Origin of the sequence: Streptomyces sp. CG 926 (assembly GCF_003148825.1) — a bacterium.
Classification (GTDB): Bacteria; Actinomycetota; Actinomycetes; order Streptomycetales; family Streptomycetaceae; genus Streptomyces.
This window is the reverse complement of sequence record NZ_QGGZ01000003.1, coordinates 488,627-507,628: the sequence shown is the minus strand read 5'-3', so window position 1 is coordinate 507,628 and position 19,002 is coordinate 488,627. Positions and strand designations below refer to the sequence as shown.

General features: G+C 72.1%; 16 protein-coding genes and 2 tRNA genes. 8 read left to right on the top strand and 10 right to left on the bottom strand.

Annotated elements, in window-relative coordinates; all coding sequences use genetic code 11:
- Positions 1-17 precede the first annotated feature (17 nt).
- The 5 genes from gyrA (at position 18) to BCL76_RS10945 (ending at position 5,164) form a co-directional block, all read left to right on the top strand.
- Positions 18-2,624, top strand: a complete 2,607-nt coding sequence (gene gyrA, locus BCL76_RS10965; protein WP_109779279.1) for a DNA gyrase subunit A — start codon at positions 18-20, stop codon at positions 2,622-2,624.
- 87 nt (positions 2,625-2,711) lie between these two features.
- Entirely contained in the window at positions 2,712-3,260 is a 549-nt protein-coding gene (locus tag BCL76_RS10960; protein ID WP_181382504.1) for a DUF3566 domain-containing protein, read from the top strand.
- Positions 3,261-3,378: 118 nt separating this feature from the next.
- A tRNA-Ile gene (locus BCL76_RS10955) sits at positions 3,379-3,452 on the top strand.
- A 144-nt stretch (positions 3,453-3,596) separates the two neighbouring features.
- Positions 3,597-3,731, top strand: coding sequence for a DLW-39 family protein (locus BCL76_RS39385; protein WP_208809277.1), 135 nt, complete (start codon positions 3,597-3,599; stop codon positions 3,729-3,731).
- Positions 3,732-3,853: 122 nt separating this feature from the next.
- Positions 3,854-5,164, top strand: a complete 1,311-nt coding sequence (locus tag BCL76_RS10945) for a hypothetical protein (protein WP_109779473.1) — start codon at positions 3,854-3,856, stop codon at positions 5,162-5,164.
- Here the strand turns inward: BCL76_RS10945 and BCL76_RS10940 are convergent.
- Entirely contained in the window at positions 5,151-6,452 is a 1,302-nt protein-coding gene (locus BCL76_RS10940) for a serine/threonine-protein kinase (protein WP_109779277.1), read from the bottom strand. The genes BCL76_RS10945 and BCL76_RS10940 overlap by 14 nt on opposite strands.
- Before the next feature lie 44 nt (positions 6,453-6,496).
- Entirely contained in the window at positions 6,497-7,045 is a 549-nt protein-coding gene (locus tag BCL76_RS10935; RefSeq protein WP_030012999.1) for a helix-turn-helix domain-containing protein, read from the bottom strand.
- 162 nt (positions 7,046-7,207) lie between these two features.
- On the opposite strand from BCL76_RS10935, the gene BCL76_RS10930 reads away from it, so the two are divergent.
- Positions 7,208-7,280 (top strand) — tRNA-Ala (locus BCL76_RS10930).
- A gap of 48 nt (positions 7,281-7,328) precedes the next feature.
- Here BCL76_RS10930 and BCL76_RS10925 read toward each other — a convergent pair.
- Positions 7,329-8,816, bottom strand: coding sequence for an FAD-dependent monooxygenase (locus BCL76_RS10925; protein ID WP_109779276.1), 1,488 nt, complete (start codon positions 8,814-8,816; stop codon positions 7,329-7,331).
- Positions 8,817-8,960: 144 nt separating this feature from the next.
- Here BCL76_RS10925 and BCL76_RS10920 point away from each other — a divergent pair, with 144 nt between their 5' ends.
- The gene (locus BCL76_RS10920; protein WP_109779275.1) at positions 8,961-9,272 is read left to right on the top strand and encodes an ArsR/SmtB family transcription factor; all 312 of its coding nucleotides are present in this window, start codon (positions 8,961-8,963) and stop codon (positions 9,270-9,272) included.
- A 73-nt stretch (positions 9,273-9,345) separates the two neighbouring features.
- Here BCL76_RS10920 and BCL76_RS10915 read toward each other — a convergent pair whose 3' ends face one another.
- Together BCL76_RS10915 and BCL76_RS10910 are read right to left on the bottom strand one after the other, a co-directional pair.
- Positions 9,346-10,122, bottom strand: coding sequence for an MGMT family protein (locus BCL76_RS10915; RefSeq protein ID WP_109779274.1), 777 nt, complete (start codon positions 10,120-10,122; stop codon positions 9,346-9,348).
- Entirely contained in the window at positions 10,119-10,799 is a 681-nt protein-coding gene (locus BCL76_RS10910) for an RNA polymerase sigma factor (protein ID WP_109779273.1), read from the bottom strand. The genes BCL76_RS10915 and BCL76_RS10910 overlap by 4 nt, the downstream gene beginning before the upstream one ends.
- 483 nt (positions 10,800-11,282) lie before the next feature.
- On the opposite strand from BCL76_RS10910, the gene BCL76_RS10905 reads away from it, so the two are divergent.
- Positions 11,283-13,469: a BTAD domain-containing putative transcriptional regulator gene (locus BCL76_RS10905; RefSeq protein WP_109779272.1), complete on the top strand. Its 2,187-nt coding sequence runs from the start codon at positions 11,283-11,285 to the stop codon at positions 13,467-13,469.
- Between the two features lie 29 nt (positions 13,470-13,498).
- Here BCL76_RS10905 and BCL76_RS10900 read toward each other — a convergent pair whose 3' ends face one another.
- The 5 genes from BCL76_RS10900 to BCL76_RS10880 form a co-directional block, all read right to left on the bottom strand.
- On the bottom strand, positions 13,499-14,110 hold the full coding sequence (locus BCL76_RS10900) for a LysE family translocator (protein ID WP_146228354.1): 612 nt from the start codon (positions 14,108-14,110) through the stop codon (positions 13,499-13,501).
- Positions 14,111-14,130: 20 nt separating this feature from the next.
- Entirely contained in the window at positions 14,131-15,426 is a 1,296-nt protein-coding gene (locus tag BCL76_RS10895) for an ATP-grasp domain-containing protein (RefSeq protein ID WP_258309511.1), read from the bottom strand.
- The gene (locus BCL76_RS10890; RefSeq protein WP_109779270.1) at positions 15,413-16,372 is read right to left on the bottom strand and encodes an alpha/beta hydrolase; all 960 of its coding nucleotides are present in this window, start codon (positions 16,370-16,372) and stop codon (positions 15,413-15,415) included. The genes BCL76_RS10895 and BCL76_RS10890 overlap by 14 nt, the downstream gene beginning before the upstream one ends.
- A gap of 62 nt (positions 16,373-16,434) precedes the next feature.
- Positions 16,435-17,721 carry an MFS transporter gene (locus tag BCL76_RS10885; RefSeq protein WP_109779269.1) on the bottom strand — a complete coding sequence of 429 codons (1,287 nt, stop codon included), beginning with the start codon at positions 17,719-17,721 and terminating at the stop codon, positions 16,435-16,437.
- On the bottom strand, positions 17,718-18,968 hold the full coding sequence (locus BCL76_RS10880; RefSeq protein ID WP_109779268.1) for an ATP-grasp domain-containing protein: 1,251 nt from the start codon (positions 18,966-18,968) through the stop codon (positions 17,718-17,720). The genes BCL76_RS10885 and BCL76_RS10880 overlap by 4 nt, the downstream gene beginning before the upstream one ends.
- Between the last annotated feature and the right edge of the window lie 34 nt (positions 18,969-19,002).

Here is a 19,002-nt window from a genome sequence, read left to right as displayed (position 1 = left end):
AGGACTTCTGACCAGCAATGGCCGACGAAACCACCCCCACCGCAGAGAACCCCGCGGAGGAGCAGCCCGTGCTGCGCATCGAGCCCGTCGGGCTCGAGACGGAGATGCAGCGCTCCTACCTCGACTACGCGATGTCCGTCATCGTCTCGCGCGCCCTGCCGGACGTGCGCGACGGCCTCAAGCCGGTGCACCGCCGCGTGCTGTACGCGATGTACGACGGCGGCTACCGGCCCGAGAAGGGCTTCTACAAGTGCGCCCGTGTCGTCGGTGACGTCATGGGCACCTACCACCCGCACGGTGACAGCTCGATCTACGACGCCCTGGTCCGCCTGGCCCAGCCGTGGTCGATGCGCATGCCGCTGGTGGACAGCAACGGCAACTTCGGCTCCCCGGGCAACGACCCGGCGGCCGCGATGCGCTACACCGAGTGCAAGCTGATGCCGCTGGCCATGGAGATGCTCCGGGACATCGACGAGGAGACCGTCGACTTCCAGGACAACTACGACGGCCGCAACCAGGAGCCCACCGTGCTCCCGGCGCGTTTCCCGAACCTGCTGGTCAACGGCAGCGCCGGCATCGCGGTCGGCATGGCGACCAACATCCCGCCGCACAACCTCCGCGAGGTCGCGGCCGGTGCGCAGTGGGCGCTGGAGCACCCGGAGGCCTCGCACGAGGAGCTCCAGGACGCGCTGATCGAGCGGATCAAGGGCCCGGACTTCCCGTCGGGCGCCCTGGTCGTGGGCCGCAAGGGCATCGAGGAGGCGTACCGGACCGGTCGCGGCTCCATCACGATGCGCGCGGTGGTGGAGGTCGAGGAGATCCAGAACCGCCAGTGCCTGGTGGTCACGGAGCTCCCGTACCAGACCAACCCCGACAACCTCGCGCAGAAGATCGCGGACCTGGTGAAGGACGGCAAGGTCGGCGGCATCGCCGACGTCCGTGACGAGACCTCGTCGCGGACCGGCCAGCGCCTGGTGATCGTGCTGAAGCGCGACGCCGTCGCCAAGGTCGTGCTGAACAACCTCTACAAGCACACCGAGCTGCAGACGAACTTCGGCGCGAACATGCTGGCGCTGGTGGACGGCGTGCCGCGCACGCTGTCGATCGACGCCTTCATCCGCCACTGGGTGACGCACCAGATCGAGGTCATCGTCCGGCGTACGAAGTTCCGCCTGCGCAAGGCGGAGGAGCGCGCCCACATCCTGCGCGGCCTGCTCAAGGCGCTGGACGCGATCGACGAGGTCATCGCGCTCATCCGGCGCAGCAACACGGTCGAGATCGCGCGCGAGGGCCTGATGGGCCTCCTGGAGATCGACGAGATCCAGGCGAACGCGATCCTGGAGATGCAGCTCCGTCGCCTCGCGGCCCTGGAGCGCCAGAAGATCGTCGCCGAGCACGACGAGCTCCAGGCCAAGATCAACGAGTACAACGCCATCCTGGCCTCGGAGGAGCGCCAGCGCTCCATCGTCAGCGAGGAACTGGCGGCGATCGTCGAGAAGTTCGGTGACGACCGGCGTTCCAAGCTGGTGCCTTTCGACGGTGACATGTCCATCGAGGACCTGATCGCCGAAGAGGACATCGTCGTCACGATCACGCACGGCGGTTACGTCAAGCGCACCAAGACCGAGGACTACCGCTCGCAGAAGCGCGGCGGCAAGGGCGTGCGCGGCACCAAGCTGAAGCAGGACGACCTGGTCGACCACTTCTTCGTCTCCACCACGCACCACTGGCTGCTGTTCTTCACGAACAAGGGCCGGGTCTACCGCTCCAAGGCGTACGAGCTGCCGGACGCCGGCCGCGACGCCCGCGGGCAGCACGTGGCGAACCTGCTGGCCTTCCAGCCGGACGAGAAGATCGCCCAGATCCTCGCGATCCGTGACTACGAGGCGGCGCCGTACCTGATCCTGGCCACCAAGGGCGGCCTGGTGAAGAAGACGGCGCTCAAGGACTACGACTCGCCCCGCTCCGGCGGCGTCATCGCGATCAACCTCCGGGAGACCGAGGACGGCAGCGACGACGAGCTGATCGGCGCGGAGCTGGTGTCCGCCGAGGACGACCTGCTGCTGATCAGCAAGAAGGCGCAGTCGATCCGCTTCACGGCGACCGACGAGGCGCTGCGTCCGATGGGCCGCGCCACCTCGGGTGTGAAGGGCATGAGTTTCCGTGAAGGTGACGAACTGCTCTCCATGAGCGTTGTGAGGCCGGGTACGTTCGTCTTCACCGCGACCGACGGCGGCTACGCCAAGCGGACGCCGGTCGACGAGTACCGCGTCCAGGGGCGTGGCGGTCTGGGTATCAAGGCCGCCAAGATCGTGGAGGACCGCGGATCGCTCGTCGGGGCGCTCGTGGTCGACGAGACGGACGAGATTCTCGCCATCACGCTCGGCGGTGGTGTGATTCGCACGCGCGTCAACGAAGTCAGGGAGACCGGCCGTGACACCATGGGCGTCCAGCTGATCAACCTGGGTAAGCGCGATGCCGTGGTCGGCATCGCCCGGAACGCCGAGGCCGGTCAGGAAGCTGACGAGGTCGAGGCCGACGAGAACGACACCGAGGTGGCCGACGGACAGGTCGCCGAGGCCGCCGAGGGCACGCAGCCCTCGGCCGGGGAGCACGAGGAGTAAGTCGTGAGTGGAGCCACGGGCGCCGGACCGGCCAAGACTGGAGCGAACGGTGCCCGTGGCCCTGCCGCGGACTCCCAGGGGGGAACCGTGACGGACACCCGAGGACCGAAGCCGTCGGTCGGCGCGGACGCCGGCCAGGACAAGCCCGCACAGCCGTACCACCCGCCGCAGGCCTACTCGGCGCCCTCGGGCCCGGGGGCGGCGCCGGGCGGTAAGGCGGCGGGCGCGCAGCGAAAGCCGCGCACGGGGGTCCGTACGGCCCCTCGCACGCGCAAGGCGCGACTGCGGGTGGCCAAGGCCGACCCGTGGTCGGTCATGAAGGTCAGCTTCCTGCTGTCGATCGCGCTCGGCATCTGCACGATCGTGGCGGCGGCCGTGCTGTGGATGGTCATGGACGCGATGGGCGTCTTCTCGACCGTCGGCGGCACGATCAGCGAGGCGACCGGTTCGAACGAGGGCAACGGCTTCGACCTCCAGTCGTTCCTGTCGCTGCCGCGCGTTCTGATCTTCACCTCGGTCATCGCGGTGATCGACGTGGTGCTGGCGACGGCACTGGCGACGCTGGGCGCGTTCATCTACAACTTGTCGGCGGGCTTCGTCGGCGGTGTGGAGCTCACCCTCGCCGAGGACGAGTAGGCCGTCCGTTCGGGCGCCCGCGACGGGTCGGATGACCTGCGCAGACGCCCCCGGGCAACGGATTTTGGCCTGACCGGGTCTGTGCGCTAATCTTCAGGAGTCAGCGCGCAGCGCGGATGGGGCTATAGCTCAGTTGGTTAGAGCGCATCCCTGATAAGGATGAGGCCACAGGTTCAAATCCTGTTAGCCCCACAGTGTCGAAGACCCCCAGGCCAAGGCCTGGGGGTCTTCGTCGTTGGGCCAGTTGGTGGGCCGGCAGGTCACCGATCGGTATCGGTCGGTGTGTATTGTTGGGCGCCAGAAGTCCCCTACGTCAACGAAAGACGAGGTCGCGCGGTGAAGAAGCTGCTCCTGGTCGCACTGGCCGCCATCGGCGGGCTCCTCGTGTACCGCCAGATCCAGGCGGACCGCGCCGAGCAGGACCTGTGGACGGAGGCAACTGACTCCGTGCCCTCTGGTTCCGGTGTGTGAGACCCACGGCTGATCCCATGAAGCCCCGGCTGCCGCTGCGGCCGGGGCTTTGTGCTGCTCTGTGACGAAAACTTCCGTTATGTAAATATTTGGCTTGCGCGAGCAAACTCGGGGTGGGCGTGATGGTTCGGGGACGGACGGCAGTGTGGGCGGCGGCCCTGGGCCTGGTCGCGGGAGCGCCGGGGGTCGCGTACGCCGACGGGGCCGCGCCCGGTCCCCTGCCGACCTACCGGACCGCCGACGGCGCCGAGGCCGTGGAGGGCAAGCCCTCCACGGCGGACGCCCCGCTGATCGAGGCCGGGAACGTCTACCGGGACACGCTCGGGCCCGGCGAACGCCTGTACCGGCTGGTCCTCGACAAGGACGGGTCCGACGTCTACGTCTCCGCCGTGGTCCGCCCCGCGGCGGGCGCCAAGGTCTCCGGCGGCGACGGCGTCGACGTGGAGATCATGACCACCGCCGGGCGCTCCTGCCCGCGCAGCGGCGGCCGGGCGAACTTCGGCTACGACGCCTACCCGATCGCCGCCGCCGGTGTCCGCAGGGGCTCCGAGGACGAGGACTGCGCGCCCGCGGGCGTCTACTACGCCAAGGTCACGCGGACCTCGGCCAAGGGTTACGACCAGAGCCCCTGGCCGCTGGAGATCAAGGTCCAGCGGGAGCCCGGCCGCGGCCCCGGCGCCCCCACCGTCGCGCCCGAGGCCTGGCCCTCGGGCGCCCCCGCGCTGCCCGGCACCGAGGCGGTGCCCCGCAGCGGCGGCACCGGCTTCAACGACGCCCGCGCCCTGGGCGCCGGCGTGTTCCGTGACGAGATGCGGCCCGGGCAGACCCGCTTCTACCGGGTCCCGCTGGACTGGGGACAGCAACTGGGCCTCGGCGCCGAACTGGCCGCCGCGAAGATGACCAAGACCTACGGCTCGGCCTCGGGCGGGCTCACCGTCTCCCTCTACAGCCCCTACCGGGGCCTGATCTCCGACAAGGACGTCTCCTACGACGGCAAGCAGGCCGGAATCACCTTGGAGAAGACCCCGCCCGTCACGTACGAGAACCGCTTCGCGAGCGGGGGAACCGTGCAGAGCGTCTCCGTCGCGGGCTGGTATTACGTCGCCGTGACCATGGGCGCGAAGGTCGCCGACTTCACCGAGGACGCGGTGCCCGTGCCGCTGACCCTTCGCCTGGACGTCACCGGTACGCCCGCCAAGGGGCCCGCGTACCAGGGCAGTCCCGCCGCCGGCGGCTTCGGGGTGGGCGACGCGGACCGGGCCGCGGCCGAGGAGGGGCTCACCGCCCCGGAGGCGGCCGAGGCCGCCGAGCGGCACTCCACGATGCGGATCGTGGCGGGCGCCGGCTTCGGCACCGGGGCCGTCCTGCTGTCGGTGCTGGGCGGCTGGACGCTGCTCGGGCGGCGGCGGGGGCGCGGTCCTACAACTGCGTGAGGGCCCAGACGCCCACCGCGAAGCAGAGCAGCGCCGCGGCGAGCAGCGAGGCCACCGCCTTCGCCGGGGGCGGGGCGATCCCGCGGCCCGGCCGGACGGGCGCCGCGGCGGGGGCCGAGGGGACCGGCGCGGTGGGCACGGACGGCGGCGGCAGGTGGAAGCTGCCCGTCTCCGAGGGCCCGTACCCGGGTGCCTGGGCGGGGACGGCGGGGACCGGGCCGGCCGGGACGACGGGGACGACGGGGGCGGCCGGGTACGGGGTCGTCGGCGCGGACAGGGCCGTCGGAGCCGTGCGCGCCGTACCGCGCGGGTCGGGCGGCCCGGGCTCCGCGGGCACCGTGACGGAGGTGGACGCCCCCGGCGCCGCGGCCTCGGCCGCGGGCGCCCGCGGGGGCGCGGCCGCCGTGCTCAACGGGCCCTGCGGGCCGAATCCGGGAGGCAGCGGGCCGAGTTGGTCGAACACCTCCACCGGTTCCTCGTCCGGGGCGGGCGGCGGCAGCAGCTCCACGGCCTCGGCAAGGGCCTTGCGCGCCCCTGTGGCCGTCCGGAAGCGGCTCTGGGGGTCAGGCTGCAGGAGAGCGGCGATGACGTCCCAGAGCGGTGCGGGAACGCCTTCGGGGGCGCCCGGGGTGCCCTGCGCGAAGAAGTGCTCCACCAACGCCTGGGAATCGGGCTTACGGCCTTGGAGGAGGTACAGGGCGACCAGCCCCACGGCGAAGAGGTCGGCGGGGAAGTCGGGCTCGGCGCCCAGGAGTTGTTCGGGGGCGAAATAGCCCGGCGTGCCGACCACGTAGTCGGTCTCGGTCAGCCGCGGCTCGCCCTTGCGCATGGAGATGCCGAAGTCGGACAGCCGCAGGTGCGGCCGCCCGGTTCCGGTGGCCTCCATCAGGATGTTGGCCGGTTTGATGTCGCGGTGCACCACGCCTTCCGCGTGCACCGCCGCGAGCCCCGACAGGAGCTGGTCGAGCAGGGCGCACACGAAACGGGGCGGCAGGGGACCGTAGTCCCCGATCACATGGCCGAGCGAGCCGCCGCCGATCAGGTCCATGGTGAACAGGACCTTGTCGTCGTCGGCCGCCCAGCTGGCCGGAGCCAGTACGTGCGGATGGTCGATCCGCAGTGCCTGCTCCCGTACGAACCGCAGCAGCGTGTGGGCGTCGCTCTGCAGGAGGACCTTCGCGGCGACGTAGCGGCGACGGCGGTGGTCCCAGGCCCGCCAAACGGCACCCGCGCCACCGCGGCCGATCGGATCGATCAGCTCGTACCGACCGGCGAACACCTCACCCATCGCTGCGCCCGTCCCCCGTCACCCGTCGTCCGCCCTCGTGCGTGTCAGTTCTGGTGGGCCTCGTAGTGGGCGACCGCGTCGGCGGTGCGGCCCGCGCCGTAGACCCGGAGGAACTCTGCCAGTTCCGGATGGCTGGGGGCGAGGGTGTTCGCCGCGTCGATGATGTCGCCGGCCGCGGAGACCGAGCGCAGCAGCGACTGGATCTCGCGGACGACCCGCTTGACCGTGGGTGCGCCGGAGCTCGTGGTGGTCTGGCCGCTGTTGCTGAGGACGGAACCCCCCTGGGTCTTCTTGATCTCGTCCATCCGGTCGGTGGCCTCCCCCGCGCTGACACTTCCGTCGGCGACCTGGCCGGCGAGATCCTGGAGGGCCTGGACGCGCTGGACCACGGCCGGGTTCCCGATCTTGGCTCGCTGGCCGCTCATGAGCTGGGACAGCATGGGCGCCGACAGTCCGAGGACGGCAGCGAGGCGGGCCTGGTTCAAGCCGAGGTCATCTATGAGCCGGCGGAAGAGCGCTCCCAGCGGCTCCCCGTACCAACTGCGCTGAAGCTCTCTGGCTCTGGCCGTGGCCTCTTGTTGTACTGCGTCCACTCTGACTACTCCCCTTCGCTGGTGCGAACCTCGCGAGCATCTTACGGAGAGTGGTCGCACGGCGGGAGTCCCTATCATTTTGCGAGATGAGGGGGTACACCCGGTACTCTGTTCTGCGGAACGACCTCACCTCCCGCACGGGACGGGTGCGTCCACTTCCATGGGGCCTTAGCTCAGTTGGTAGAGCGCTGCCTTTGCAAGGCAGATGTCAGGAGTTCGAATCTCCTAGGCTCCACATGTAAATGCCCTCCGACCTGCGGAAACGCAGGTCGGAGGGCATTTTTCATGCCTGGCCGCGGGGCTCGCCGAACCAGTCGCGCAGGGCGTCGCCCAGGGAGCTGCTGTCCGGGGCCCAGCCGATGTATCCGTCGGGCCGCACGAGGACGGCGTCCCAGGGCAGTGGCCGCGCGGTGCTCGCGGACACCGTGCGCACCACGTGGGCCCAGCCCGCGCCCTGCTCGCGGCGGGCCCGGCCGGCCTCCCCGAGCAGCAGCAGGACGGGGCGGCCGGGCAGCAGCAGCCGGGTCAGGTCCGTGGGGCCGTCGGCGGTGGTGAGCGGCAGGTTCGGCAGGAATCGGCCCTCCCAGCGGGAGCCGCGCCCGGTGCGCCCGGGGTACACCGTCTCCTGGGCGCTGATCTTGTGCCCCAGGTGGGTGGTCACCGCGTCGAGTTCGAGGAGTTCGGCGAAGAGGTCGCGCAGGGGATCGAGCCCCGGGTCCGGCCGCATCAGGGCGACCTGGGCCCGGGTGTTGTCGATGACGCGCTGCCCGGCGGGCCGGCGTTCGATGTCGTAGGTGTCGAGCAGGTCCTTGCCCGCGGTGCCGGCGAGGGTGTGCGCGAGCTTCCAGGACAGGTTCAGAGCGTCCTGCAGGCCCAGATTGAGGCCCTGCCCGCCGACGGGGAAGTGGATGTGGGCGGCGTCGCCGGCGAGGAACACGCGGCCTTGGCGGAAGTTGCGCACCAGCCGGGCGAAGTCGCTGAAGCGGGAGAGGAATCGCGCGTCGGTCATCGGCATGCGGTGGCCGACGATGCGCTCGCCCTCCCGGCGCAGCTCGTCGAGGGTGAGCGGGGCGTGCCGGTCGGGGTGCGGGCCGCGGAAGTCCATCGTGATCAACCGGCTGTGCCCGTACGGGGAGACGCCCGCGACCGTCCAGCCGCGCGGGGTGCGGTGCCAGCCGTACGGCACGGTGTCCGGGTCGGTCAGCCGTACCAGGCCGAGCAGGGCGGACACGGTGGCCGGATGGGTGTCCGCGGTGAAGCCGAGCCGCTCGCGCACCGTGCTGCGGGCGCCGTCCGCGCCGACCGCGTACTCGGCGGTGAACTGCCGTAAGCCGTCCGGTCCCTGTGCGGTGACCCGGACGGCGTCGGGGTCCGAGGCGATGTCGATCACGCGGTGTCCGCGCAGCACGGTGACGCCCCGTTCGCGGGCCCGCCGCTCGAAGTCCCGTTCCAGATCGGCCTGGGAGCGGCCGACCACGGGTCCGGGCTCGGTGGCGGGGGCGGTGATGACCAGGCCCGGCGCTCCCGCGAAGTGGAACGCCTCGGCCGAGCCGCGCCGCAGCAGCTCCTCGGTCGCGAGGGGCCCGGGCAGATGGCCCCGCCGGGCCAGGCCCTGCACGGTACGGGCGTGCAGGGTGCCGGCCTTGGGCCGGTCGACGGTCCGGGGTTCGACTTCGAGTACGACGGTGGCGACGCCGTGGTGCCCGAGCTCGGCGGCGACGAGCATCCCGACGGGCCCGCCCCCGATGACCAGGACCTGGGTGTGTGTCATGCGGTGCTCCTCCGCGTACTCGTGGGCACGCCTGCGGGCTCGGCCCGGCCCGGCCCGTCGACGGTCAGGTTCGCTTTTGGTCGAACCTTAAGCTGACACATGGGGGAGGTATGATGCAAGGCGTACCTATAGGAGGAGGGCGCGATGCCCGACGAGGACGGCCACCCCTCGCCGCAGGAGATGAGCCTGCAGGTCGTGCTGACCGCGCTCGCCGACCCGCTGCGCTACGCCGTCGTGAGCGAGCTGCTCAGGCAGCCGGCGGGCACGGAGCGCACCTGTGCCTCCTTCGACCTTCCGGTCTCGAAGTCGACGACCACCCACCACTTCCGGGTCCTGCGCGAGGCGGGCCTGGTGCGGCAGGTGGACCGCGGCAACAGCCGGGCCGCCACGCTGCGGCGCGCGGACCTGGACGCGCGCTTCCCCGGCCTGCTCGACCTGATCGCCGCCGAGAGCTGAGGACGCGCCGGCCGGAGCGGACCGTCGGTCGCACGACGGCCGGTCGGACGACGGCCGGTCGGACGACGGCCGGTCAGACGACGGCCGGTCGGCAGCTGAGGCAGCCCCGGAATCCGGCGGCCGAAGCCTCGTCGGCCGAGGTGAAGGGCACCTCGTGGCGGGCGGTGATGCGGCGCGCGTGCGCACAGGTCGGATAGCAGAAGATCCGCGTGGTGCCGCTGCCCAGGAACCGGGCGCCCGCCCGTACGAACCGCTCCACGCGCTCGGCGTCCACGCCCTCGTGGTCCCGCAGCCGCTGTTGGAACCCGGCCGGCAGTCCGCAGTCCGCCGGGAGCCCGTCGTCCGTGCACAGTCGGTGCGCCGGCACGAGCACGGGGACGGGATTGGCCCGGACCGCCGCCAGCACCGCCTCGGGCGGAAGGTCCGGCATCCCGGCCTCGCGGGCCAGCCAGGCCGCCGGACGGAGCTGCCCGAACGGGACGGCCCGGGTCGCCTGCAGGACGGCGCGCTGTTCCTCGGGGAGCGGCCCGAACGCGTAGCGCAGGGTCCGGTCCCGGCCGCGCAGGGCCCGTGCCAGCCCCGGCGGGGGCTTGACCCCGGAGAGCACCGAGCGATGGGTCCGGGCCCGGTAGGCGTCCTCGAACGCCCGGTCGTCGGCGTACCAGTCCGTGGCGGCGGCGCCGGTCACCGCGCCCCGTCCGTGGGCGACGTAGAGGGGGCCGACCGGGGATTCGGCCCGTACGTAGCAGTCGTAGCGATGTGCCGGAACGCCGACGCGGTCCAGCACGCGTGCCGCGAACCCCGCGGGTGCCGCCTCGCGCAACGTGTCCAACTCGTCCGGCAGTCTCATCCCGTCGCCTCCTTCCTTTCCGTCCGGGCCGCCTCGTGTGCCGTCCTCGCCGTCGCTCCCCCGGGCGCCGGCCCGGCCGTTCCGGTATCTCCCGCCGCTCCGTACGTCTTGCGGTCGGGGGCGAGTCCCGGCTCCGCGCGCAGGGCGGCGAGCCCCCGCGAGACCTGGGCCTTCACCGTGCCGACCGGGCAGTCCAGGATCCCGGCCACCTCCTGGTAGCTCAGCTCGCCGATGTGCCGCAGGACCACGGGCAGCCGATGGTGGTCCGGCAGCCCGGACAGCGCGGCCACCAGCCGGGCCCGGCGCGCGCCGTCGAGCGCGAGCTGCTCCGGCCCGGGGGAGCCGTCCGGGATCTCGATGGTCGTCACCTCGATACCGTCGGCGACGCCGGGCCGGCGGCTCAGGGTGCGGACGTGGTTGCGCCATACGTTCGCCGCGATGGTCAGCAGCCAGGCGCGCGGCTGGAGCTGCCCGCGGCGCTCGGGCGGGTACCCGCGCAGGGCGGAGTAGGCGCGCAGAAACGTTTCCTGGCCCAGGTCGTCGGCGTCCCGCGCGGAGCCGGAGAGACGCAGCAGGACAGCGCGCACGGTGCCGGCCTGGGTGCGTACGAGTTCGGTGAACCCGTCGTCCAGGTCGGTCGCGAGCAGTTCCGTCAGCGGGAGAGTCGTCTCGTCCATCCTCCTTGTGAACACCGGTGCGCGCGAGAGCGTTGCAGCTACCGGGAAAATTCTTTCACTTTGCCTGCCATTCGCATTCCGTGTGATATTCGGTTCACTTCATGTCATCCGAATATCGGGCGGTGTCGCTGCGATCTTCCGGGGCGCGGTGAAGATCTTGTTCGGGCGAGATCATGAAGTACTGCATATTTCTCGCCACCTGGCCGATATTCGCGGGATTCCCGAAGTGGGAGGTGCAAGGGGTGCGATGTGACCGGTTCGGAACAAAAGGGGGCGAGCCCCTTGACCAGTGGTCGCACCGCGAAGCTAGAGTTGCGGACGAGTTGTGGGCGCACAGCCGGGTCGCTCACGGTCCGGGTTGCTCAAGATCCGGTGAGGTCTCGGGGGAGGCGTGGTGGCGACCGTTCTGCGCACAGCAATGGAAAAACGATTCACAAGACGTCTCCTTCCCGTCCTCCTTTCGTCCGTACCCGCATTTCCGGCATGATGGGGAACCGCGTCCGCGGTACGACGCCCGCGGACGAAGACTTAAGCGGCGGCAGTTGGTCCTTCGGTGAACGGCTTCTCTCGTTCCGGGGACGCGAGGGACTGACGCAGCGCGAGCTGGCGGAACGCGCCGGGGTGAGCGTGCGGGTCCTGCGGGACATCGAGCACGGCCGGGTCCACCGGCCCCAGACGCGCACCGTACGACTCCTGGCCCGGGTCCTGGGCCTGGACGCGGACACCGCACGGCAGCTGGCGCCGCCCGCGCGGGAGGCCGTACGCCCGGGGGGCGAGCGACTGCACATCGGCATCCTCGGCCCGCTGTCCGTCCGGTACCGCGGTGTCGAGACCCCGGTGCACGCGGCCAAGGTGCGGCGCCTGCTGGCCCTGCTCGCCGTGCGGTACCCGGAGGCGGCCGGCCTGGGGGAGATCACCCACGCGCTGTGGCCCAAGGACCCGCCGCGGTCGTACCAGAACCTGGTGCACACCTACGTCAGCCAGGCGCGCCGGGTGCTGCTGCTCCCCGGCGGTGAGGCCGAGGCGCCGGCCCCCTCGTTCCTGGCGCGCACCCACACGGGCTACGTGCTGGAACTGGAGCGCGACCAGGTCGACCTGACCCAGTTCCAGGACCTGTGGGCACGGGCGCGCCACGCCCACGGGGCCGGGGACGCCGAGGCGGCCCACGAGCTGGCCGAACGCGCCTACGGCTGCTGGCGCGGCCCGCTCCTGGCCTGCGAACCGCTGCTGCCGCACCATCCCGCCGCGATGGCGGCCGCCCGACAGCGGGTGGAGAGCCTGCTGCTGTACACCGACCTGTCGCTGCAGGTGCGGCGGCCCGAGCGGGTACTGGGCGCGCTGCGCGGGGCGACGGAGGAGGAACCGCTGCACGAGGGCCTCCAGGCACGGCTGATGCTCGTGCTGGCGAGCTGCGGGGAGCAGCGGGAGGCCCTGCGGATCTACTCCGAGGTGGCCCGCCGGCTCGACCGGGAGCTGGGTGTCCAGCCGGGCGACGAACTGCGCCGCGCCCACCTGCGGATCCTGCACCAGGAGCTGCCCTGGCCGCGGACGGGTCCGGCGGCCGCGTGGGCCGCCTTCGACGCGGCGCCCGCGCCCCCGCCCCGGCCGGCCGCGCCCCCGCCGAGACCCCGGCCGTCCCAGACCCCGGCGGCGAGCACGGGCTTCGTCGGCCGCGCCGCCGAGCTGAAGCGGCTGGACCGGCTGCTCCTGCCCACCGGCGAGCAGGTCGGGCAGGTACCGGCCGTGCTGGTCACGGGCTTTCCGGGGGTGGGCAAGACGGCGCTGGCCGTGCGTTGGGCGCACCGGGTGCGCGACCGGTTCCCGGACGGGCAGTTGTACGTGGACCTGCACGGGTACGCCGACCGGAGGCCGCTGCACCCGCAGGAGGTCCTCGCCTCGTTCCTGCGCGCCCTGGGCGTCCCCGACGGGGAACTCCCCCGCTCCCTCGACGAGGCCGCGAACCTGTACCGCACCCTGCTGTCGGACCGGCGGATGCTGATCGTGCTGGACAACGCGCGTCAGGAGAGCCAGATCCGTCCGCTCGTCCCGGGCGCGGCCGGTTGCGCGGTTCTCGTCACCAGCCGTGACACCCTGCCGGGACTGGTGGCCCGCGACGGTGTGCCGCGGCTCGACCTCGACGTGCTCGGTGAGGACGAGGCGATCACCCTGCTGGCCCGGCTGCTGCGCAGCGGGCGGGTGGACGCCGAGCCGTTGGCCGCGAGGGCGCTGAACCGGCAGTGCGGAGGTCTGCCGCTGGCGATCCGGCTGCTCGCGGCACGGCTGGAGGAGCATCCCGGGGTCGGTGTCGCCCAGCTCTGCGTGGAGTTGCAGGAGGCCGGGGCGTTCCAGGAGCTGCCGGTCGAGAACGACGACCTGTTCACCGCGGTCCACGCGGCGTTCGAACTCTCCTATATGTCGCTGCCCGAGCCCCTGCGCCGCTGGTTCCGGCTGTTCGCCCGGACCGAGGGACGGCTCGTCAGCGGCTACGCCATGGCGGACCTGGCCGGGACCACCCCGCTGGAGGCGACGCGCGCCCTGCGCCGCCTGGTCGGGGTGAGCCTGCTGCGGGAGTGCGCGCCCAACCGGTTCTCGCTCCCCGCTCCGCTGCTGCGCTATGCGCGCAGACTGGCGCTGCGGGAGGACGCGCAGTGCCCGCTGCGGTCGGTGTGACCGCAGCGGGGCGTGGGCGGGAGGCCGGCTCACCCGCCCAGTGCCAGCCGGACCGCGAAGAGCCCGAACACGGCGGCGGTGAGGCTGTCGGCGATCCGTAGCACCCGCGGGGACCTCAGGTGCGGTGCGAGCCGGTGGACCAGCCGCATCCAGGTGAGGAGCCAGAGCAGGCCCAGGGCCAGATAGCAGGCGGCGAGCAGCGGGACGCCGATCTCGGGGGCCATGCCCACGGGCACGAACTGGGGCAGGAAGGCCATCAGGAAGATGCCCACCTTGGGGTTGGAGCCGGTGCACAGCAGGCCCTGCCCGAAGGCCTGCCGCACCGAGGGTTCGCCCGTCGCGTGCGCGGGGACGGCCGGGCTGCCGGTGGCCTGCGCCGGGGCCTCGGCACCGGCACCGGCCCGGGCGGTGGCCCGCCGCACGGCGAGCACGGCCCAGCCGAGCAGCACGACCGCGCCGGCCCAACGGAAGGCCGCGAAGAGCCCCGGGCTGGCCGCGAGGAGGGCGGCCAGCCCGGCCGCGCCGAGTCCGGCCTGGACGGCCCCCGCGGTGATCATGCCGAGCGCGGCGGCGGTGGCCACCCGTAGGGAGCCGTTCAGCACCAGGTTGGTGATCATGACGAGGTCGGGTCCGGGCGTCATGATCACCACCAGGGAACTGATCAGGAAAGCGGCGGTGTTGATCGCTGCTCCTCGATGGAAAGCAGGCGCTCCGCGGCCCGGACGGCCTCGTAGTCCCGCTGGATCTGTTCGGCGTCGGGGTGGGCGAGGATCACGAATCCGAAGTTGAGGCTGTCGACCAGGTCCCGGGTGGCGGGGACGTGGTCGCCGTCGGTCAGGTTCTGGATCGAGAAGTGGTGGCTGGGGAGGTCACGGACCGAGTCCAGGGCGGCGGTGCCGCTGACGGTCCCGGAGCGGGGCGCGATGTGGAAGACGCACATCTGGTGGACGAGCAGCTCGTAGCCCTGCGGGAGTTCGCCCCCGGTCAGCCAGCGCACGGTCCGGTCGATCTGGCTGTCGCCGGTGGCGTGGCGGTTGAAGCGCGGCTGCCCGCCGCCGTGCGGCCGGGCACCGAGCTCGATGAGCAGCGGTCCCTCCGCCGTCCCCATCACCTCGACGTGGGCCGAGCCGAAGCGCAACCCCACCGCGTCCAGGACGCCGAAGACGTACTCGGTGAGGCCGGGCAGGGCCGGATCGTCCGGGGGGAGCCATCGCATGGTGTCGTAGACGGCCATGTGCGGTCCGTTGTCGACCTTGCGGTAGGCGCACACGTCGACCACGGCGTGCTTGCCGTCGTGGCTGAAGGTGTCGATCACGTATTCGGTGCCGGTGACGAACTTCTGGACCAGGAGCCGGTCGTCGACCTCGCCGAACTGGTTGACCCGGCCGAGCTGGCGCGCGAACACCGCCCGCCAGTCCTCGCCGCCGACCAGCTTGATCACACCGTCGGTGCTGGCGCTCTTGGGCGGTTTGACGACCAGGTCCGCCCCGGCCAGGCCCTCGCGCTCCAGCCAGGCCGCCACCTCGTCGGCGTCGTCGGTGCACAGCTGGGGGATGACCGGCAGGCCGGCCGCCGCGACGGCGGCCGCCATGCTGCTCTTGTCCCGGCGGGCGTCGGCGAGTTCGGGTACGTTGCACCGCTCGGGCGTCACGAGCGGGGCGAGCCGTTCGGCCAGTTCCACCCCGGACTCGCAGCCCGCCACGACGCAGCGCGGGTCCAACGCCCGCAGCCGTTCCACGACGGACTCCAGGTCGCCCTCGTGGACGATGATCTCGGGGAAGTCCTGCGGCCGGTAGGAGCCGGCGTAGGCCTCCGGGGGCCGGGGGCCGGTGACCACCGCCATCACCGGGACGCCGTGGTCGGCCAGTGCCTGGGCGAACAGGGCCCCCGAGGAGTACGGGTCGACGATCACGCAGGGGCCCTGCGGTGCGTCGGGGATCCGCTCAGCGCGCGTCACGGTCGACCGCCTCTCCGGCCGCGAGGGCGGCGACGGCGTCGCAGTAGCGCGCGAAGAACTGCCCGGCCGGCTCGCTGATCCGGCGGGCGCGCACCGGGGCGTGCACCATCCCCTCTTCCATCACGTACGTCACCGGGGTGCCGTTCTGGCGCAGTCGGGCGGTGTACTTCTCGGCGTCCACGCGCAGCGAGTCCATCTCGCAGCCCACCACGTACGCGGGCGGCAGGTCGTGGAAGGTGCCGGTGAGCAGCGGGGAGACGTACGGGAGTTCCGCCTGCCCGGGTTCGGGGCAGTAGCAGGCCGTGTAGAACTCCATCTCCCCGCCGGAGAGCAGCGGGGCGTCCTCGCCGCCGTGCCGCCAGCGGGTGAAGTCGAGCACCGGGCTGATGACCGCCTGGCCGCGCAGCCGGGGGCCGCCCCGGTCGCGGGCGATCATCGAGAGGACGACGGCCATGTTGGCCCCGGAGCTCTCCCCGCAGAGCACCGCGCCCTCGGGGTCGATGCCGTCGAGGCCGAGGGCGGGCAGGTCGGCCAGCGTGCCGCACAGTCCGGCGTAACAGTCCTCCAGCGGGCCGGGGTGCGGGTTCTCCGGGGCCATGCCGAAGTCGAGGGCGATCGCCACCAGGCCGGTGCGGTCGGCGAGTTCGGCGACGAGGCTGTGGTGGCTGTGCAGGGAGCCGATGACGAAGCCGCCGCCGCGTATGTAGAACAGCACGGCGTCGCCCGTGCGCCGGGCCGGCTCGTAGATGCGGATCCGGGCGGTCCGTCCGCCGTGGGTGACGCTCGCGTCCCGGTGGGTCACGCCCTCGGGCACGGGGATCGGGAGGACCTCGGTCAGCCCGTCGTACAGGGCGCGCTGTCGTTCGACGGGGTAGGTGTAGAAGTCCGGCGGCAGGGCGCCGTCGACGGTCTTCACGAAATTCTCGATGCCGTCTGCGTAGGCCATGGGCAGCTTCGCTCACTTCCGGATCACGGCGTGCCGGAGAACCGCGGCACGGGGGAGGGGGCTCAGGGTGTTTCGGCGGGCGCCGGCGCGGCCGACGCCTCGGCGTCCGCGGCCGGCCGCCGCTTGTCGGCAGGGGGCTCGACCATGCCGATCAGGGTGACGACGACGGCGACGGCGGTCAGTGCTCCGCACAGCCACCACACGGAGGCGGCCGAGGCCTGCCACGCCGCGATGCCGATCACCGGGCCGACCGCGTAGCCGATCTGCATCGGGAAGGCGGAGGCCGCGATGTAGCGGCCCCGCAGGTGCGCGGGGGCGACCTTGCCGGGCCAGGCGGAGGCGGTCGGGGTGCCGATCATCTCGCCGACCGTCCAGACCACCGTCGCGATCACGAACATGGCCATGCCGGGACCGGCCACGTAGAGGTTCATGCCGACGCCGACCAGACCGACGCCCAGCGCGACGGCGAACCGTCCGGGGAGGTGCTGCACGTACTTGGTGAACAGCAGCTCCAGGCAGATGACCATGGCCGCGTTCAGCGAGAGCAGGGTGGAGTAGAAGGTCGGTCCGTGGCCGTCCGCCTTGAGCTGGAGCGGCAGCGCGGAGGTGTGCTGGATGTAGACGACGGCGTTGAGGAACAGCGCCAGGAGGAACAGCAGGTAGCGCCGGTCGCGCAGGACGGCCAGGTACGAGGCGCCGTCGGCCTGCGGATCCCGGGTGCCGGGACCGTCGGTCGTCCCGGTGCGGACCAGGACCAGGGCGAAGAGCGCGAAGCCGACCGAGGTCACCGCGTCGATGTAGAACATCAGGTCGTACGAGTAGCTGATGAGCAGGGCGCCCAGCAGCGGGCCCGCGGTCGTGCCGAGGTTGAACGCCATGCGGTAGACCGCGAACACCATCACGTGGTGTTCCTCGGGGGTCGCCTCCACCAGCAGCGCCGAGGAGGCGGGCCGGTAGGCCTGCGCGGCGATGCCGATCACCGCGGCCACCGCGATCACCACGGGCAGGCTGTCGAGGAAGACCAGGCTGAGGGTGAGCAGGCCGGCCAGGGCCATGGAGGAGACGATGGTCCACGCGTAGCCGACCCGGTCCGAGATCGAGCCGCCCGCCAGGACACCGACGACCGAACCCACCCCGTACGCACCGAGGGCGAAGGCGGCCGCGGACGTGCTGAAGCCCTTGTCGGTCAGGTAGAGCACCAGGTAGATCTGGAGGAAATTGCCCAGCCGGTTGATCAGCATGCCGACCAGGACCAGCCAGATCGGTCCCGGGATCCCGCGCAGGGTCTGTACGACGGACGGCCGGGCGGCCTTGCGGCCCTCCGGGGAGTCGTGTCCGGTGTTCGTCACGGAGCGGGTACCTCCGCCGGTCGGGAGTCGATCTCCACGATCTCGGGGGCGGTCAGCAGGGCGGCGCGGGCCCGCTCGACCGAGTCGGCGAGGGCGATCACGCGGGCGTAGCGGGAGATGTAGCCGCGGGGCGGCAGACGCAGCACGGCGCCGGGACCCGCCATCGCGTCGGCGCTGTGGACATCGGCCGGGAAGCGGTCCTCGTGGACGGTCACCGCGTCGATCTCGATGTCCTCGTCCGGGTACAGGAAGGCTATGGCCGCGGCCTTGCGGTGGCGGACCTCGGTGTCCGGGCGGACCCCCGCGGCGGTGTCCGCCGCCGCCATCGCGACGTCGACGCCGGTGGCGAGCTCCCCGAGGTAGGGGATCATGTCGCCGCCGAGGCGGGCGTTGACCTCCATCAGGCGCAGGCCGCCGGCGGTGATGCGGAACTCGGTGTGGCTGACGCCGGTGTGGAAGTCCAGGGCGGTGTGCGCGGCCCGCAGCGCCTCCAGCAGCTCGGGATCGGTCAGCAACGGGTCGGCGCCGTCGACCTCGTGACCCGTCTCCTCGAAGAAGGGCGCCAGGCCGACCTGCTTGCGGGCGACGACGAGCGGCACGCACTCCCCGTCGAAGAAGACCGCGTCGACGCTGATCTCGGGGCCGTCGGCGAACTCCTCGACGAGCACCGACACGTCGAAGACGGGCACACCGGGGTAGGAGGCGCCGGACGCCGCCCGGTAGGCGCTCTCCACGTCCTCGGGACCGTCGGCCTTGCGCACGCCCATCCCGCCGGCCAGCCCGCGCGGCTTCAGCACGACCGGGAAGCCGATCTTCTCCGCCGCCGCCCGGGCCTCGGCCAGGGACCGGACCCCGATCGAGGCCGGCTGGGGCACCCGGGCCGTCTCCAGCGCGGCCCGCGTGGCGGCCTTGTCCCGGCAGGCGATGACGGACTCGGGGGAGTTGCCCGGCAGCCCGAGCGCCCGGGCCACGTGCGCGGCGGGGGTGACGAGCCCCTCGTCGTAGCAGAACACCCCGGCCACCTCGTGCTCGGCGGCCACCTGCCGGGCGGCCGCCGTCAGCGCGTCCGGGTCGGTGTTGTCCACGACCGTGGAGCCCACGACGTACGGGTCCTCCCAGCTCACCGGTGCCGGCTGGAGGAGCCATAACGCGTACCGCGTGCTCACCGTCCGCAGAATGAACTCCCTGCTGCGCTGACCGCTGCTTCCGATCAGCAGCAGAAGCGGCTTCTCGCCGTCCCACGCCATGGTCCACACTCCTCGTTCGTCGTGATGCCTTCGG

What these genes read in the sequence shown, in the direction of transcription:
- gyrA (WP_109779279.1), top strand. Translation starts at nt 18, where the DNA reads ATGGCCGACGAAACCACCCCCACCGCAGAGAACCCCGCGGAGGAGCAG.
- BCL76_RS10945 (WP_109779473.1), top strand. Translation starts at nt 3,854, where the DNA reads ATGGTTCGGGGACGGACGGCAGTGTGGGCGGCGGCCCTGGGCCTGGTC.
- BCL76_RS10940 (WP_109779277.1), bottom strand. Translation starts at nt 6,452, where the DNA reads ATGGGTGAGGTGTTCGCCGGTCGGTACGAGCTGATCGATCCGATCGGC.
- BCL76_RS10925 (WP_109779276.1), bottom strand. Translation starts at nt 8,816, where the DNA reads ATGACACACACCCAGGTCCTGGTCATCGGGGGCGGGCCCGTCGGGATG.
- BCL76_RS10920 (WP_109779275.1), top strand. Translation starts at nt 8,961, where the DNA reads ATGCCCGACGAGGACGGCCACCCCTCGCCGCAGGAGATGAGCCTGCAG.
- BCL76_RS10915 (WP_109779274.1), bottom strand. Translation starts at nt 10,122, where the DNA reads ATGAGACTGCCGGACGAGTTGGACACGTTGCGCGAGGCGGCACCCGCG.
- BCL76_RS10910 (WP_109779273.1), bottom strand. Translation starts at nt 10,799, where the DNA reads ATGGACGAGACGACTCTCCCGCTGACGGAACTGCTCGCGACCGACCTG.
- BCL76_RS10905 (WP_109779272.1), top strand. Translation starts at nt 11,283, where the DNA reads ATGATGGGGAACCGCGTCCGCGGTACGACGCCCGCGGACGAAGACTTA.
- BCL76_RS10900 (WP_146228354.1), bottom strand. Translation starts at nt 14,110, where the DNA reads ATGACGCCCGGACCCGACCTCGTCATGATCACCAACCTGGTGCTGAAC.
- BCL76_RS10890 (WP_109779270.1), bottom strand. Translation starts at nt 16,372, where the DNA reads ATGGCCTACGCAGACGGCATCGAGAATTTCGTGAAGACCGTCGACGGC.
- BCL76_RS10880 (WP_109779268.1), bottom strand. Translation starts at nt 18,968, where the DNA reads ATGGCGTGGGACGGCGAGAAGCCGCTTCTGCTGCTGATCGGAAGCAGC.